Here is a 15,148-nt window from a genome sequence, read left to right on the forward strand (position 1 = left end):
GACCGGGGTCTTCTGCATTTACTGATTGATCTGGCACGGTCAGCCTGCTACAGTCCGTTCGATAACCACCTAGCTCGTTGGGGGGATGATGCTCGAAGACAGCCGTGCGCCAGGCAAGGTAACGGGATTTCTTGTCATATTGATCAGCTTCTTAGCGCTCGACCTTTTGTCGTGGCCGATCTTCTTTTCGTACTATCTCTGGGTCTTCGCGGACAGGAGTAATTTCCTCAACCTCGATTACATGCTGGCTGAACATCTTCATCTGGGAGTCGATGCCTTTTATCAGTACGGGCTTCTCCCGGTTTTTATCCAGCACGTCTTGTTTGCGATGTTCGGACGAGGCTACTGGCCGATGATCGGTTGCACCATCGTGGTCCTCATCCTGATGGCCGCGTTTTGGTCTCTCTTCCTGCGCTACGTTTCCAGGCGATGGCTTTACCTCCTGGCTGTTATCACGGTCACTCCATTTCTTTTGTGGGTGAATCCCAATTTTCCTTACTCGCTGGTGCAGTTGTCGATGCTGTTTGCCCTGCTCTTTCTTTTGGAGGGGCGAGCAGACGCTGCCCTTGCAGTCTCCGTGATTGGTTGCTTCAGCGTTCCGTCGCTACCTCTGCTTCTGACCGGTCTTCTCGCTCTATATATCGCGGCGGATTGGTGGCTTAACAGCGACCGCTCAATCTCACTTTTAGTCCGGCGGTTCGCTCCCGGTGTACTAACCTACGTTTTATTGTTTGCTGGCCTGAGTGCGTTCTTTGGCTTCAGATCAGCCGTGGCGACGGCGTTCCCCATGCTGGGCGTCAAGTTCTACTACGGGTTGGGCAAGATGGATTACAGCGACCTCAAAACGTTCCTGCACCCTGCCGGACACAGTCTCAAGTACTACATCGCGTATTACATCGTTACACCAGTCACATGGTGGATCCTCAGCACGCTGGCGTTGATTGTCATGGGAGTGCAGTCCTTCGTGACCATGGTGCGCACCCGTAGACCCGATCCCAAGTATGCGGTCGTTGCATTTTGCGCGGCCTTGCAGGTCTTCTTTGCCGTTGTCGCTTACAAGGGTGACGGGCAGCATATTATCTACGATCCTATCGTCGCAGCAGGTGTCCTGCTCGGTATCTCAATCCTCGCGACTCCTCCTTGGCAAAATCGTCTTCTGATTCTCTTCATCTGCGTCGGATTGTGTGCGCAGGCAGCGCAGGCCAGGGCCACACTGACGGCGTGGAAGGAAACTCACCGCTCTCCGATCACGAAGAACCTCTACGCAGAACCTGAGTACGGTCCGCAGATGGCGAAGATTCTCGAGATCGCCTCGAACCACAAGGTGCTGATGATGTCGAATGCGACCGGAGTTCACAACTACTACCCCACCGTCGGCTCTCCCGACACATGGTTTCTGATGCCCAATCAGCAGCTTCCAACAGACCGCGAACGGATCCTTGCTGACGTCCGAGCTGCCGAGGTGGTGGTCGAGGACACGACACATGTTCCGTACTTCACCGACCGCGATCCGGACGTTCAGGCTGAACTTCGCTCGATGTGTCTGACAGATGTGACACGCGACTTCCAGATATGGTGGCGGCACCCGCTGGAGTCCGCCGCCTGCAAGGTCAACATGCGCAATACGCGAAGTGGCCCTCAGTAACCTGCGTCGCCGAACGATGACATGCTTTTTAAAGCGGAGTCATGCACTACGCGAGCTAATCTTCAGAGTCGCGATCGGCCTCGTTCATCCCAGCACGTGACAGATCTATCCACCCGGGCGGAGAATGCTGGAGTGAGCTTCAAGATATCCAGACGGGAGCTATTGCGAGGCGGGGCCGCTGTGGTGGCAGGCGGAGCGTTGCAACAGGTTGGGTTCGCTGCGTTTGCCGCGCGGCCGCTGGAAGAGGTGGGCTACGGACAGGTAACGCTCAAGAGTGCGCCACACCTGGCTCAGATGGAGAACGCCCGCTCCGTTCTGATGGGACTCAGCGATGACAGTCTATTAATGCCCTTCCGAAAGATGGTGGGACAGGATGCGCCGGGCGAAGATATCGGCGGGTGGTATCAGTACCGGGCGGACTACGACTACAGAAAAGAAGACGCAGGGTTGGCTCCGAGTGCAACGTTTGGCCAATGGGTATCGGCCCTGTCGCGAATGCATGCGATCACTGGCGATCCGGCGCTGCGTGAACGAGCTGTGCGTTTGAACCGCCTCTACGCCCAGACGATTGCAACCGAATACTACGCAAAGAACCGCTTTCCAGCCTACTGCTTCGACAAGCTTGTGTGTGGGTTGATGGATGCGCACCGGCTTGCTGGGGACGGCGATGCGTTGGAGATTCTCGAGCGCACCCGAAAGGCCGCGTTGCCGGAGTTGCCAGGGCACGCAGTAGACCGGGAGGTGGTCTGGCGGGAGGGTAAGGATGTCTCCTGGGTCTGGGATGAGAGTTACACACTGCCGGAGAATTTGTATCTTGTGTCGGCACAAATGGGAGTGCAAGGGACCGCGTATCGCGAGATGGCGGAGCGTTACCTGGACGACGCGAGCTACTTCGACCCGCTTGCACGGGGAGAGAACGTGCTGGGGGGCAAGCATGCGTACAGCTACGTGAATGCGTTGTGCTCGGCGATGCAGGCGCACATGGTCGGCGGAAGCGAAAAGCACCTGCGCGCAGCGAAGAACGGCTTCGACATGCTTCTCGCCCAGAGCTTTGCGACCGGTGGATGGGGACCGGACGAGATGCTGCAAGCACCCGGATCGGGGAAGGTCTTCGCAAGCCTCGCAAAAAGCCACAATAGCTTCGAGACGCCGTGCGGAGCCTATGCGCACATGAAGCTGACGCGTTATCTGCTGCGTTGCACTCGCGAGGGGCGCTATGGAGACAGCATGGAACGCGTGATGTACAACACCGTTCTTGGAGCCATGCCGCTGCAGCCCGATGGACACGCTTTTTATTACGCGGACTATCATTCGCAATCTTCGATAGATAATGCGGCGGACACGGCGGACACGCCGAACGACGCGTTGGGCTCTGGAGGCAAGCGGGTATATTCGGATCATCGGTGGCCCTGCTGCTCGGGGACGCTGCCGCAGGCCGCCGCTGACTATTGGATCAACGGATACTTTCACGAACCCGGAGCGGTGTGGGTGAATCTCTATCTGCCTTCTGTTTTGCGGTGGAACGAAGGTAACGCAAAGATCGAGATGGAGCTGGAAGGAACGTATCCGGAGACGCCGGAGGTGCGCCTTCGCATGAAGACCTCGCACGTGGTTTCGTTTGCACTCAAGCTGCGGATTCCGGCGTGGGCGGATGGAGCCACGCTGCAGGTGAATGGTCGTTCCGTCCAGATGGCGGTAGCGTCGGGGTTTGCCACGGTTCAACGCAAATGGCGGACCGGCGATACGGTGAAGCTGGAACTGCCAATGAAGCCGCGGCTCGAGATGCTGGACGAGGCACATCCTGAGACGGTCGCGGTGATGTTCGGACCGAGGGTGTTGTTTGCACTAGCTTCGGAGCCGGTGGCGGCGAGCAGTGCGCACGCGCTTGCCATACAGCAGACCGGGGGCGAGGAATGGATGCTGCAGAGTTTGAATGGCCCGGTGAAGATGGTGCCTTTTACCTCAGTACAGAGTCAGACTTACTTGACTTACATTCGGGTGATTTAGCTCCAGCGACCCGTGAGCGGCCTCGATCACGAAGGCCGAATGTGAAGGCTCAAAATTTAGAGCGAAATGGGTGCTGGCTGCATCTCAATCTGAATGGAATACAGACAACTTGGTAAATCGGGTTTGAAGGTGCCGGAGCTATGCTTCGGTGCGGGGACGTTTGGCACTGCCAACGAGTTTTTCAAGGCCTGGTCGGAGACGACGCAGGAGGAAGCGAACCGGATCGTCGATATCTGCATGGATGCGGGGATGAACCTGTTCGATACGGCAGATGTCTATTCGGACGGTGAGAGCGAAAAGGCGCTGGGCAAGGCTCTGGCGAAGCACAATCGTGACGATGTGATGATCTCGACCAAGGCGACCTTTCGGCTCGGCAAGGGACCGAACGATGTGGGGTCATCCCGCTACCATCTGATCCAGTCAGCGGAGCGCTCGCTGAAGCGGCTCGGCACCGACTATATCGACATCTATCACCTTCACGCCTTCGATGCGACGTCGCCTGTGGAGGAGACACTGCGTGCGCTCGATGACCTCGTTCGCGAAGGCAAGATCCGCTACATCGCGTGCTCCAATTTTTCGGGATGGCATCTGATGAAGTCGTTGAGTGTAAGCGAGCGCTATGGTTGGTCGCGTTATGTTGGTCATCAGGTGTACTACTCTCTCGTTGGCCGCGACTACGAGTGGGAGTTGATGCCGCTGGCTGCCGACCAGGGTGTGGGTGCCCTGGTATGGTCGCCGCTTGGTTGGGGACGTTTGACTGGCAGGATCCGCCGCGAGACTGGCATACCGAAGGACAGCCGTCTGAATTCAAACATCGTGAATGATGCAGGTCCGCAGGTCCCCGAAGAGTATCTCTACACCGTGGTCGACGCCATCGACGAGATCGCGAAGGAGACCGGCAAGACGGTACCGCAGATCGCGTTGAACTGGCTGCTGCGGAGGCCTACGGTTTCAACTCTAGTTGTCGGCGCAAGAAACGAGGAGCAGTTGAAGCAGAACCTCGGAGCCATCGGTTGGGAACTGACCAAAGAACAGGTGGCTAAACTCGACAAAGCGAGCGAGTTGCCGAAGGCCTATCCGTACTGGCACCAGGTTCAGTTCAAAGAGCGCAATCCGTTCCCGGTGTAACCGCGTAGAATTGGCGATGATTTCGAGGCTCGCAGACTACCGCGGGCTTCGATCAATGTTGCGTGTGTGAGGATTGAATGCGACTACTCGTCTTGTTGCTTGCCGGCCTTCTTAGTGTCAACGGATTCGCGCAGGCTCCAAAGGCGCATCGATTCACCGTGGAAGGCGATTACTTCGCGCTGGATGGCAAGCCGTTTCAGGTGATCTCGGGGGAGATGCACTATCCAAGAATTCCGCGAGCCTACTGGCGTCAGCGATTCCGAATGGCGAGAGCGATGGGATTGAACACAATCACAACGTACGTCTTCTGGAATGTACATGAGCCGAAGCCGGGTGTGTTCGACTTCTCCGGAAACAACGATATCGCAGAGTTTGTGCGTGAGGCTCAGCAGGAGGGTCTCTATGTGATCCTGCGCCCAGGTCCGTATGTGTGCGCGGAGTGGGAGTTCGGCGGCTATCCGTCGTGGCTGCTGAAGGATCACACCACAAAGGTGCGCACCAGCGACCCGAAGTTCATGGCGCCAGTGGCACGATGGATTGCGCGGCTGGGCAAGGAACTGGCTCCGTTGCAAGTGGGTAACGGCGGTCCGATCATCCTGACTCAGGTGGAGAACGAATACGGATCGTTCGGCAATGACCACGCTTACATGGAGCAGATTCACAAGCTTCTAATCGATGCAGGATTCACGCAGTCGCAGCTGTACACCGCCGACGGCCCGGAGAAAGTGCAGGATGGCTCGCTGCCCGAGCTTCCGGTTGGGATCAACTTTGGCGGCGAAGAAGATGGTGCAGCAGAGCGGGCGTTTGCGACGCTGAAAAAGGTTCGTCCCAACGGTCCGTTTATCAACAGCGAGTACTGGGCCGGGTGGTTTGATCACTGGGGCGCAGACCACGCGAACACACACGCGGATAAGCAGTCAGACAATCTGCAGTGGATGCTGGCGCATGGTTATTCCGTGAGCTTCTACATGTTTCACGGCGGCACAAGCTTCGGAGGCATGAATGGAGCCAACGGAGATGTACCGGGAACTTATGAGCCGGACGTCACCAGCTACGACTACGACGCCGCGTTGGATGAAAGCGGACGGCCCATACCGAAGTACTTCGTGTTTCGCGACATCATCGCAAAGTCCACTGGAGTCACACCGCCTACAGTGCCTGCGGTTGCACCGGCGATCCAAACTCCTGAGATGAAATTTGTTGAATCAGTGTCGTTGTGGAAGAGCCTGCCCGCGCCGATCCGATCGGAGCATCCGTTGAGCATGGAAGATGTCGACCAGGCCTATGGCTACATTCTGTACCGCACCGCTCTGAAGGCAGCGGCGCAGAGCGAGCTTATTCTTGATGAACTTCACAGCTATGCCCAGATCTATCTGGACGGCAGACTGATCGGAACGCTGGATCGACGATTGAAACAGGATCGTCTTACGGTTCCCGCGGTAGTGAGCAATGCACGTCTGGATATTCTGGTGGAGAATACGGGCCGGATCAACTTCGGCAAAGCCATCGGTGGCGAACGTGCCGGCATTACAAAGCAGGTGACGTTAGGTGGAAACGAGCTAACAGGCTGGGAGATTTATCCGTTGCCTCTGAAGGACACTGCCAGCCTGAAGTTCTCAAAAGAGCCCTGCGAAGGCGCTTGTTTCTATCGCGCCAGCTTCAAACTAAGCGCCGTTGGCGATACTTTCCTGGACACCAGCGAATTTACAAAGGGGCAACTTTGGCTCAACGGCCACGCGCTGGGCCGCATCTGGAATATCGGTCCACAGAAGACGCTCTACGCACCGGCACCATGGATGGTGAACGGAAGCAACGAAGTGATCGTGTTCGATCTACAGGGGAAGATCGGTGCGACTGTTCGAGGCTTGGACAAGCCTGAGCTTGGATCACCGACCAAAGAGTCACCCGTAGCGCAGTGAGTCGTTTCGACAAAAAGAGAGAGCCTCAGGTCGATGACCGGAGGCTCTCTTGAACTGCATTTACGGGTGTATCGGCGTCTAGAACTTCATGAGGAATGCCAGCGTCAGGCGGTTCTCGCTGTTACGAAGATCCGGGCTCCAGCCTGGAACGAGAGAACCTAGTGCACCGGTGTTCCCGCCTGGCGGCGTAACGCCACCGGGTCCGGCAAAGTAGGGGACGTTTGCGGCGCGATGGTTGTACTCCAACCGATAGGTGAAGTACTGGCTCGGCATGTAGTCGGCAGTCACAGAAGCATCCCACGCTTTGAACGGATCACCCGGGTTCTCGGTGAAGTAGGGTGTTCCGGAGGCAGCGGTCGCTCCGTTGATCGGTGGAAGAAGGACCAGGTAACGGCCTGGGTTGTTGATGCGTCCACCGCCGAGTGTCAGGCCAAAACGATCACGATCAAACCAGAAGCGATTGTAGGCCATGAAGCCGAGAAAGCTCTGCTTCGGTCCAGTCTTCCCGTTGCCAAAGCAGCTCACGCCGCCGCCGCTCTCGCAGCCTGCGTCGCCGGTCAGAGTTGCGGCGGCCTTACTAAGGAAGGAGTCGGGCCGCTCGTAGTACTTGTACTGAACACTGTCGTCGGTGTGGTAGCGGGTACGTGAGCCTATGCCCAGCGCATCCTCTCCAAAGCCGTACTGATTGCCGACGATCGACCAATTTCCGTTTGGCCGATAAAGGATCGATCCGCCCAGACCGGGTCGATTGTTGAACCGGCCGTAGGATTGCCAGCCGTTGATGAACCATGGTTCGATCTTCAGTTTGGCAGTGGGAAACCATTGCACACGCACACCATTGAAGAACCATGGCGTGTTTGACGACACATAGGACGGCTGATAGGCCCAGTTATCGAACTGGTAAAACGAGAACAGTCCGATGTAGGAGAGGAAGATGCCAGCATCCACGTTCAGGCCGTGTTGCACATTGAAGTGGTAGCCGGCGTTTGCTTCACCAACATAACGATAGGCGTCGGCAAGGTCCCACTGGCCGCGCGCAGAGCTGGCATCATTGCGCGGTGTTGCCGTGGCGTAAAGACCGATCTGGCTCAAGACGCGGGCGCGCACATTGTTATAGTGAAAGTCGCCGCCAATTCCAAGGTCCGTCAGTGCAACCTCGCTGGACCGAAAGACCTCGCTTGATCCGACGATGGTGTCGTCCTGCGGATGGCGGAAGTCGTAGGTGTAGCTCACATCCGAGCGAATCTCAGGTGTGAAGAACTTGGTTGCATACGGCGTGTCCTTGGTCCGTGGGTTGCCGGTGAGCCAGGTGAAATCGGCAAAAGCGAATGGCTCTGAGTGCGGGCTGGCGGGGTCGGTGACCTCCGGTTCCGCTTCACTCAGATCGGGCGCGGCAGCTGATGCCTTCGCCGTCGTGGTGTGATGGGTCTCCGGAGCCGAGGAGCTAGCCTGCTTGAGCTCCATCAGCTGCTTCTGAATTTGCTCCAATTGGTCCTGGAGCTTTTGAATCTTCTGATCCTGGGCTGTTTGATGATCCGGCGTGGCTTGTGTATTTTCTACGGCCGTCTGCAGATTCGGCTCTGTAGCCTGAGCCCGGAGATCGCTTGTACAAAGAGCCATCCCCGCTGCAAAGGTGAACGCTGCCAGACCGAATCGCTGACCGCATGTCGTTATTCTGTTTTTCACTGACGCTCTCCATTCCATACAGCCGCCGTGGCTGATGAATGGAGCTGCCAGGCCGCCGGACGCTGATATCCAGAGCCTAGCGAGCCGGCTATAACGAATTCGTCAAGAAGGCATAATGAATTCGTAAAGGGACTGTGCGCGTCTACGACAACGTTGCAGTCAAATAGAGTCGCATCAGCACGGCTGCGAGTCTCTTTGCGCAGATATTACTACTGATCGGGATTGGAGGTGGTCTGTTTGGCCGCAGTGGCTGAAGTTGGTTTCCAGAAGCCGTCCTCTTTCCCCAGCGTTCGTCCGGATGACAGATCTTCGGATTGAAGGCGAACAAGTTAGTCGGGCTTGACTCAACGCAGGAGGGCTCTCCACTTCCTCAACTTCTTCGGCTCGCCTTCGCTCAGTAAAGTGGTGAACTTCTTTTCGTCGCCGAGGCCGTGGTCATCGTCAGCCAAAGACTTCATCGGGTTGAAGACCAGGTAAACGGCGCGTCATTGTCCACCCCGTACCCCTCTCGAAGGTAACCCCGCGTTCATTTGGCACGTCTTTTTTCAATCGACGATTTGTAACTGGAGAAGGTCTAATGGCCGGCGGAAGGACTCGCGTGTTTGGGTGGCCGCGGGATGAAGAAGAGCAGAGGCAGCATACACGCGCAGAAGACCGCCATGTACTGGATGATGTCGAGGTAGGCGAGCATGCCCGCCTGACGGTGCAGCTCGTTGTAGAGATACGCCTGCGCTGTGTGGGAGCCGGTGCCCGTCATGGGGTTTCCGCTGCTGTGGCCGCCAAACATGCCTTTCAGCTTTGCCACCCGGTTCATGAAGGAAGCACTGCCAGTCGTAAGATTGCGTACCATGTTCGTCTCGTGGGCTGCAGTGCGGCGTGTGAGCATGGTGGCGACGAACGCCGTTCCCACAGAGCCGCCGATATTTCGCGCAAGATTCGTCAGGCCCGACACGTCGTTATTCTCAGACTGCTTTACCCCGATGTACGAGATCGTATTGATCGGGATAAACAGGAACGCAAGTCCTGACGCCTGGAAGCAGCGCACAAAGACCAGGTATCCGTAGCTCACGCCGAGGTTCAGCGTGTGCATTGTGATCAGCGACAATGTCAGCATGATGAAGCCGTAGCCGATAAGTTTGCGCGGATCGACCTTGCCGACCAGAACGCCGACAATGGGCATCATGCACATCATCATTAGGCCCGCAGGCGAAAGTACCAGACCGGCAAGTTCCGCTGTGTAGCCTAGCAGCGTCTGCACAAACTGCGGGATCAGAATGGTGGTGCCGTAGAGGGAGAAACCCAGCACGAACATCAGCAGAAAACTGATCGAAAAGTTGCGGCGCTTGAAGAGCGTCAGGTTGAGGATGGGGCGATGGCCTTCGCGGAGTTGTTTGAGCTCCCACCAGATCATCGCGACAAACGCAATGACCATGGCGACGGCGAAGAAAGTGATGAGGTTCGAGGAGAACCAGTCATCCTCCTGGCCCTTGTCGAGAATGAACTCGAGCGAGCCGAAGGTAAGGCCCAGCAGGCCGAAGCCGAGAAAGTCGAGCTTGATGCCGCCCTTCTGCGACAGTTCAACCTGCTTCTTTACGTAGGGAGGATCTTCGACAATGCGCGAGGTGAGGAACAGCGAGATCAAGCAGATGGGAACGTTGAGAAAGAAGATCCAGCGCCAGTCGAAGTTGTCCGTGATATAGCCACCCAGGGTCGGTCCGATTGCGGGAGCGCAGACAACGGCGAGGCCATACATCGCGAAGGCCTGTCCGCGTTTCTCAGGTGGGAAGGTGTCGGCGAGGATCGCTTGTTCCGAAGGTGCGAGACCGCCCCCTCCAACGCCCTGCAGAACGCGGCAGAAGATCAGGATCGGAAGCGAAGGGGCAAAGCCGCAGAGAGCGGAGCTGATGCCGAACAGTGCAACGCAGATCATGTAAAACTTCTTGCGCCCGATGAAGGTTGTCATGTAAGCCCCGGCCGGCAGAATGATGGCGTTCGCGACCAGATACGCGGTGAGCACCCACGTCGCCTCGTCCTGCGTCGCTCCCAGACCGCCGGCGATGTGCGGCAACGCAACGTTGGCGATCGAGGAGTCCAATACCTCCATGAAGGTCGCGAGCGTTACCGTCATGGCAACGATCCACGGGTTGATCCGCGGACGCCAGGGCCGTTCCACAGTCGGATGGTGCTCGGGACTATGCGCTTCAGAGAGCTGCGCCTCGGGGAGTTCGATTACTGTAGCTGCCATGTGTGGTTTATTCGATTGTATCGGCGCACGCCGGGATTCAGAGAGTTGCAGCGAAATTCCGGCCAATCCACACGACGGCCTACCGTTTCGATACGGTGATAACTTCATAACCAAGGCTTCTGGGAGAAGCGGAAATGTACATTCCTCGGGCAAATAGCGAAACCCGCACTCCGGTCATCCATAAACTGATCGAAGAACATCCATTTGCGTCTCTCATCACCATGGGGACGGCCGGCCTCTTCGCATCGCATATCCCAATGGTTCTCGAACGCGATGGCACACCCTTGGGCCGCCTGAAGGGTCACCTCTCGCGAGCGAACCAGCAGTGGCGAGAGTTCTCACCCGAGGTCGAAGCGCTTGCGATCTTCTCCGGTCCACAGCACTACATCACGCCCAACTGGTATCCGGAGAAACAGGAGAGCGGGAAGGTGGTGCCCACCTGGAACTACGTCGTGGTTCATGCGTCCGGTCATCTGCGTGTCGTCGAGGACAGCCAATGGTTGATGGCCCATCTGCACAGCCTCACAACGATCCACGAGGCCGATTCCCCAGCTCCGTGGAAGATCGAAGATGCCCCCGCAGACTATATCGCCTCGCAGATAAAGGGCATCGTTGGGCTTGAGATGGTCATCGATCGACTAGAGGGCAAATGGAAGGTCAGCCAGAATCGCTCCGAGCAGGATCGCAACGGAGTAGCGAACGGCCTCGCCGACTTGAACACAACGGACAGCCATGCGATGAAATCTCTTGTCGAGAAGCGCAGTTGATCCGCAATCCAACTTGGGGCAAATCGCGATAGGCTAAAGTCAATGCTCTCAGTCGCCCTTCGCAACTCTTCTCTAAGCGTCTTGTTGTTAGGAATCGCCATCCCGATCTCTGCCCAGACGTCGCAGCCCACTGCCCCGGCCCCCCCGCCGCCTGCGATCAAAGAGCCTACCCACGCCGATCTTTTGCGCGGATCCTACGGGCCGTATCGCGCCAACAACGATCTCCTCTTCTATCACCTCGACCTTCGCGTCAATCCCGAGAAGAAGTTCATCAGCGGCAGCAATACGATCCGCTTCAAGATGCTCGCGGACGGCACACGCATACAGCTCGAGCTCTTCCCTACCCTGCAGATCGACAAGATCGAGATGGGCAAAACTTCGTTGAAGTATGCGCGCGACGGTGGCACCTTCTTCGTCGACTTCCCGAAACCTCTGCGTACCGGCCACACCTACTCCATCGACGTCCACTATTCAGGAAGCCCCGTCGAGACTGGCCGCTTCGGATGCTTCACCTTCAAACAGGACACCTCCGGCCATCCCTGGATCAACACCGCCTGCGAAGAGACCGGCGCCAGCGTCTGGTGGCCGAACAAAGACCAGTGGCGCGACGAGCCCCAGGACGGAATGGAGATCAACATCGCCGTTCCGAACGGCCTCATGGATGTATCGAACGGAAAGTTCATCGGCAAGAAGGATCTTGGCGACGGCTATACACGCTGGGACTGGAAGGTTCACTACTCCATCAACAACTACGACGTCGCTTTGAACATCGGCAACTACGTTCACTTTGACGACAAGTTCGGCGATCTTCCTCTCGACTACTATGTTCTGCCCGAAGACCTCGACGGAGCGAAGCGTCAGTTCGCGCAGGTGCCGGGCATGATGAAGGCCTACTACCACTACTTCGGCGAGTATCCCTTCAAGAAGGATGGCTACAAACTCATCGAAGTTCCATACGCGGGTATGGAGCATCAGAGCGCCGTCGCCTACGGCAACCACTTTCACAACGGCTATCTCGACCGCGACTGGACCGGCGTCGGTATCAGTCCGCGCTTCGACTTCATCATCATTCACGAGAGTGGCCACGAGTGGTTCGGCAACGCCATCACCGCAGCCGACAAGTCCGATATGTGGATCCACGAAGGCTGGACCACCTACCTCGAGTGCCTCTACGTCGAGTACAACTACGGCCACGAAGACGAGGTGAAGTATGTCAACGCGCTGAAGAAGAAGGTGAAGAACGACCGTCCCATCATCACGGCACGCGGCACCAACGCCGAGCCGCCGCAGGATCAATACTTCAAGGGCGCTCTCTTCATCAACACCCTGCGCAGTATCGTGGACGACGACGCCCGCTGGTTTGCGCTGATCCACGACTTCTATCAGCACTTCGAATATCAGAACATCATGACGGAAGACGTCGAGCAGTACTTCAACCAGCAGACCGGGATGAACCTGACGCCCGTCTTCGATCAGTATCTGCGTCACACCGCGATCCCCGCGCTGGAGCTGAAGTTCGACGAGGCCGCAAGCACGGTCCAATACCGCTGGAAGGCAGACGAAAAAGCTTTTGCCATGCCAGTGCGCGTAGGCTTGAAGGGGCACTGGGAGACGATTCATCCCACAACGGAGTGGCAGACCATGAAGACGCCGCTCACCGAAGATCAGTTCGAGGTGGCGACCGATCTGTACTACATCACCGTAGATAAGCTAGCCAAACAGTAAGGCGCATACTTAACAAGTGACGAGAGCAGTGCTAGACTTCGAGTTTTCCGCTGTAGTTGAGCCTCTTCAGCGATCGAACCGAGTGGAAAGAGAGACGTCAGATGCATCCGGACCTTGAGAAACTAATCGTATTGCAGGCACACGACGTAGAGGCCAAACGCCTCCGCGATGAGATGGTCGCGCTGCCGAAGCACGTGGCGGCGCTTGACGCGAAGGCAAAGGCGACACAAGGGCAACGCGCAGTTATCGTTGACTTGATAGCCAAAGAAGAGGCACTGCGACGCCGGCAGGAGTCTGACGTCAAGGACCAGAAAGCCAAGATCGACCGCACGCGCAAGCACATGGACCTGGCCACAACGACCGTGCAGGTAACCGCATTCGAGCACGAGATCGCCTTCGCTCAGGCGGAGATCAGCAAGCTCGAAGACGCTGAGATCGAAAGCATGGAGCGCAGCGAAGGACTCGAGTCGCAGAAGAAGCTTGCCGACGAAGCCGTCACCGACGCGTCCGCCACTTTGGAGCGCGAGCGAATCCGAGCCACCGACACCATCGCCGCTGATAAGACGCTGCTGGCCGCGGTGGAGCAGAAACGCACCGCGGTTCGCGCAGAGGTCGGCGAGGCTGCACTCTCCACCTATGATCGCATCGCAAAGGCGAAGGGAACCGCGGTAGCCGAGGCGCTCAACCAGAAGTGCATGGCCTGCCAGATGATGGTGAGGCCACAACGCTGGAACGACCTTCGCGACCGCGGCAATGACGAGACCATGATGACCTGCGAGAGTTGCGGCCGCTTGCTCTACTACGATCCCGCGCGTGACGCTCCGCAGCGCAAGACGGTTCCGGTAGAGAGCATCGCGGCATCAATCATTCGATCCCTCTAAAATCAGCAAACACGATTCAGCAAGGGCCAGCGTGAGATCTTGAAGAGAATTTGCATAGACATGGACGAGGTGATGGCCGATGCGCTCGGTGAGCATCTCCTCCGCTACAACCAGCACTTCAGCGAAAACGTTACGCTCAAAGACCTGCAGGGCAAGTGGCTTTGGGATGTGGTATCGGTAGACCGCCATGCCGTGCTCGACGCCTATCTGCGTTCGGAGGACTTCTTCGAAGTGCTGTCCGTCATGCCGGAGTCGCAGCGTGTGCTGCAGCGGCTGCACATGAACTACGAAGTCTTTATCGCGACCGCGGCGATGGAAGTTCCAACCTCTTTCCAGGCGAAGTATCGCTGGCTAGCGAAGCACTTCCCGTTTATCCCGGCATCCCACATCGTTTATTGCGGCGACAAAAGCATTCTGCGCGCAGACTATCTCATCGACGACAACCCGCGGCAGTTGCGACGGTTCATGGGCGAAGGTATCCTCTACAGCTCGCCCCACAACGCCGGTGTCACGGGCTATAAACGCGTCAATGACTGGCTCGACGTGGAGAAGCTGTTTCTCGGCTGACCTTGAGCCGCTTCGTCAGGCGTAGAGGTTCGACTCAAAACGTTGCAATGCAGCATCGGACCACGCATGGCTCGACTTGCGCCACGTATCCCCCTGCTCCGACATGAAGTTTGGAAAGTCCATGCGACAGTATCCGCAGCGCGCCTGAAAGTCATAAAGTGCCTGCGCGGTCCCATCAAGATAAAGCACCGCCTGCAGACCATCGCGCGACCACTCCACCGAGGCGATGCGCTGTGGCTCAGGACGCTGGAGCTCGACGTCGCTCTTGGCCAGCGCGGCTACGTTGTAGATCAGCATTGCATCCATAATGCTGTGTTCATGCACCTCCTGCGAGCGATCGCAGGCATAGAAGTATCCCGCGACGCCTTCATCCTCAAAGACCACGGTCCAAGGGACGATCGACGAATTGACAGAAAGAAACGCACGGCCAGGAGTAAAAGAAAGCGACTGCATATCTCTCACGATACACTCGATGAGGCGGCTGCTGAAACGTCTCCGGCAGTGCTAGCTGCGCAGCAAATTGCTCGCCAGTGCACCCGGACAGCCCGATCGGAAATCAGACTTGAGGAAAGATAAAG

At 57.2% G+C, this 15,148-nt stretch carries 11 protein-coding genes; 8 read left to right on the top strand and 3 right to left on the bottom strand.

Features of this window, described 5'->3' with window-relative positions; all coding sequences use genetic code 11:
- The first annotated feature begins 85 nt into the window (after positions 1-85).
- From RBB81_RS05540 to RBB81_RS05555, 4 genes are all read left to right on the top strand, one after another.
- Positions 86-1,645 (top strand): hypothetical protein, encoded by a 1,560-nt coding sequence (locus RBB81_RS05540; protein WP_353073003.1) that lies wholly within the window; start codon positions 86-88, stop codon positions 1,643-1,645.
- 132 nt (positions 1,646-1,777) lie between these two features.
- The gene (locus RBB81_RS05545; RefSeq protein ID WP_353073004.1) at positions 1,778-3,652 is read left to right on the top strand and encodes a beta-L-arabinofuranosidase domain-containing protein; all 1,875 of its coding nucleotides are present in this window, start codon (positions 1,778-1,780) and stop codon (positions 3,650-3,652) included.
- A gap of 93 nt (positions 3,653-3,745) precedes the next feature.
- Positions 3,746-4,780 (top strand): aldo/keto reductase, encoded by a 1,035-nt coding sequence (locus RBB81_RS05550; RefSeq protein ID WP_183790531.1) that lies wholly within the window; start codon positions 3,746-3,748, stop codon positions 4,778-4,780.
- 77 nt (positions 4,781-4,857) lie between these two features.
- On the top strand, positions 4,858-6,699 hold the full coding sequence (locus tag RBB81_RS05555) for a glycoside hydrolase family 35 protein (protein ID WP_353073005.1): 1,842 nt from the start codon (positions 4,858-4,860) through the stop codon (positions 6,697-6,699).
- Positions 6,700-6,777: 78 nt separating this feature from the next.
- Here RBB81_RS05555 and RBB81_RS05560 read toward each other — a convergent pair whose 3' ends face one another.
- Together RBB81_RS05560 and RBB81_RS05565 are read right to left on the bottom strand one after the other, a co-directional pair.
- A complete protein-coding gene (locus RBB81_RS05560) occupies positions 6,778-8,385 on the bottom strand; it encodes an outer membrane beta-barrel protein (protein WP_353073006.1) in 1,608 nt (535 codons plus the stop codon).
- 574 nt (positions 8,386-8,959) lie between these two features.
- The gene (locus RBB81_RS05565; RefSeq protein ID WP_179580924.1) at positions 8,960-10,630 is read right to left on the bottom strand and encodes a DHA2 family efflux MFS transporter permease subunit; all 1,671 of its coding nucleotides are present in this window, start codon (positions 10,628-10,630) and stop codon (positions 8,960-8,962) included.
- 134 nt (positions 10,631-10,764) lie between these two features.
- Between RBB81_RS05565 and RBB81_RS05570 the strand changes: the two genes are divergently transcribed.
- The 4 genes from RBB81_RS05570 (at position 10,765) to RBB81_RS05585 (ending at position 14,570) form a co-directional block, all read left to right on the top strand.
- The gene (locus RBB81_RS05570) at positions 10,765-11,397 is read left to right on the top strand and encodes an FMN-binding negative transcriptional regulator (RefSeq protein WP_353073007.1); all 633 of its coding nucleotides are present in this window, start codon (positions 10,765-10,767) and stop codon (positions 11,395-11,397) included.
- Positions 11,398-11,439: 42 nt separating this feature from the next.
- A complete protein-coding gene (locus tag RBB81_RS05575) occupies positions 11,440-13,122 on the top strand; it encodes a M1 family metallopeptidase (RefSeq protein ID WP_353073008.1) in 1,683 nt (560 codons plus the stop codon).
- Between the two features lie 101 nt (positions 13,123-13,223).
- A complete protein-coding gene (locus RBB81_RS05580) occupies positions 13,224-14,003 on the top strand; it encodes a zinc ribbon domain-containing protein (RefSeq protein WP_179580930.1) in 780 nt (259 codons plus the stop codon).
- A 60-nt stretch (positions 14,004-14,063) separates the two neighbouring features.
- The gene (locus RBB81_RS05585) at positions 14,064-14,570 is read left to right on the top strand and encodes a 5' nucleotidase, NT5C type (RefSeq protein ID WP_179580932.1); all 507 of its coding nucleotides are present in this window, start codon (positions 14,064-14,066) and stop codon (positions 14,568-14,570) included.
- 15 nt (positions 14,571-14,585) lie between these two features.
- On the opposite strand, the gene RBB81_RS05590 is transcribed toward RBB81_RS05585, so the two are convergent.
- Entirely contained in the window at positions 14,586-15,023 is a 438-nt protein-coding gene (locus tag RBB81_RS05590; RefSeq protein ID WP_353073009.1) for a DUF2251 domain-containing protein, read from the bottom strand.
- Positions 15,024-15,148 lie beyond the last annotated feature (125 nt).

The sequence above is a fragment of the Tunturibacter gelidoferens genome, assembly GCF_040358255.1.
GTDB classification, from domain to species: Bacteria; Acidobacteriota; Terriglobia; order Terriglobales; family Acidobacteriaceae; genus Edaphobacter; species Edaphobacter gelidiferens.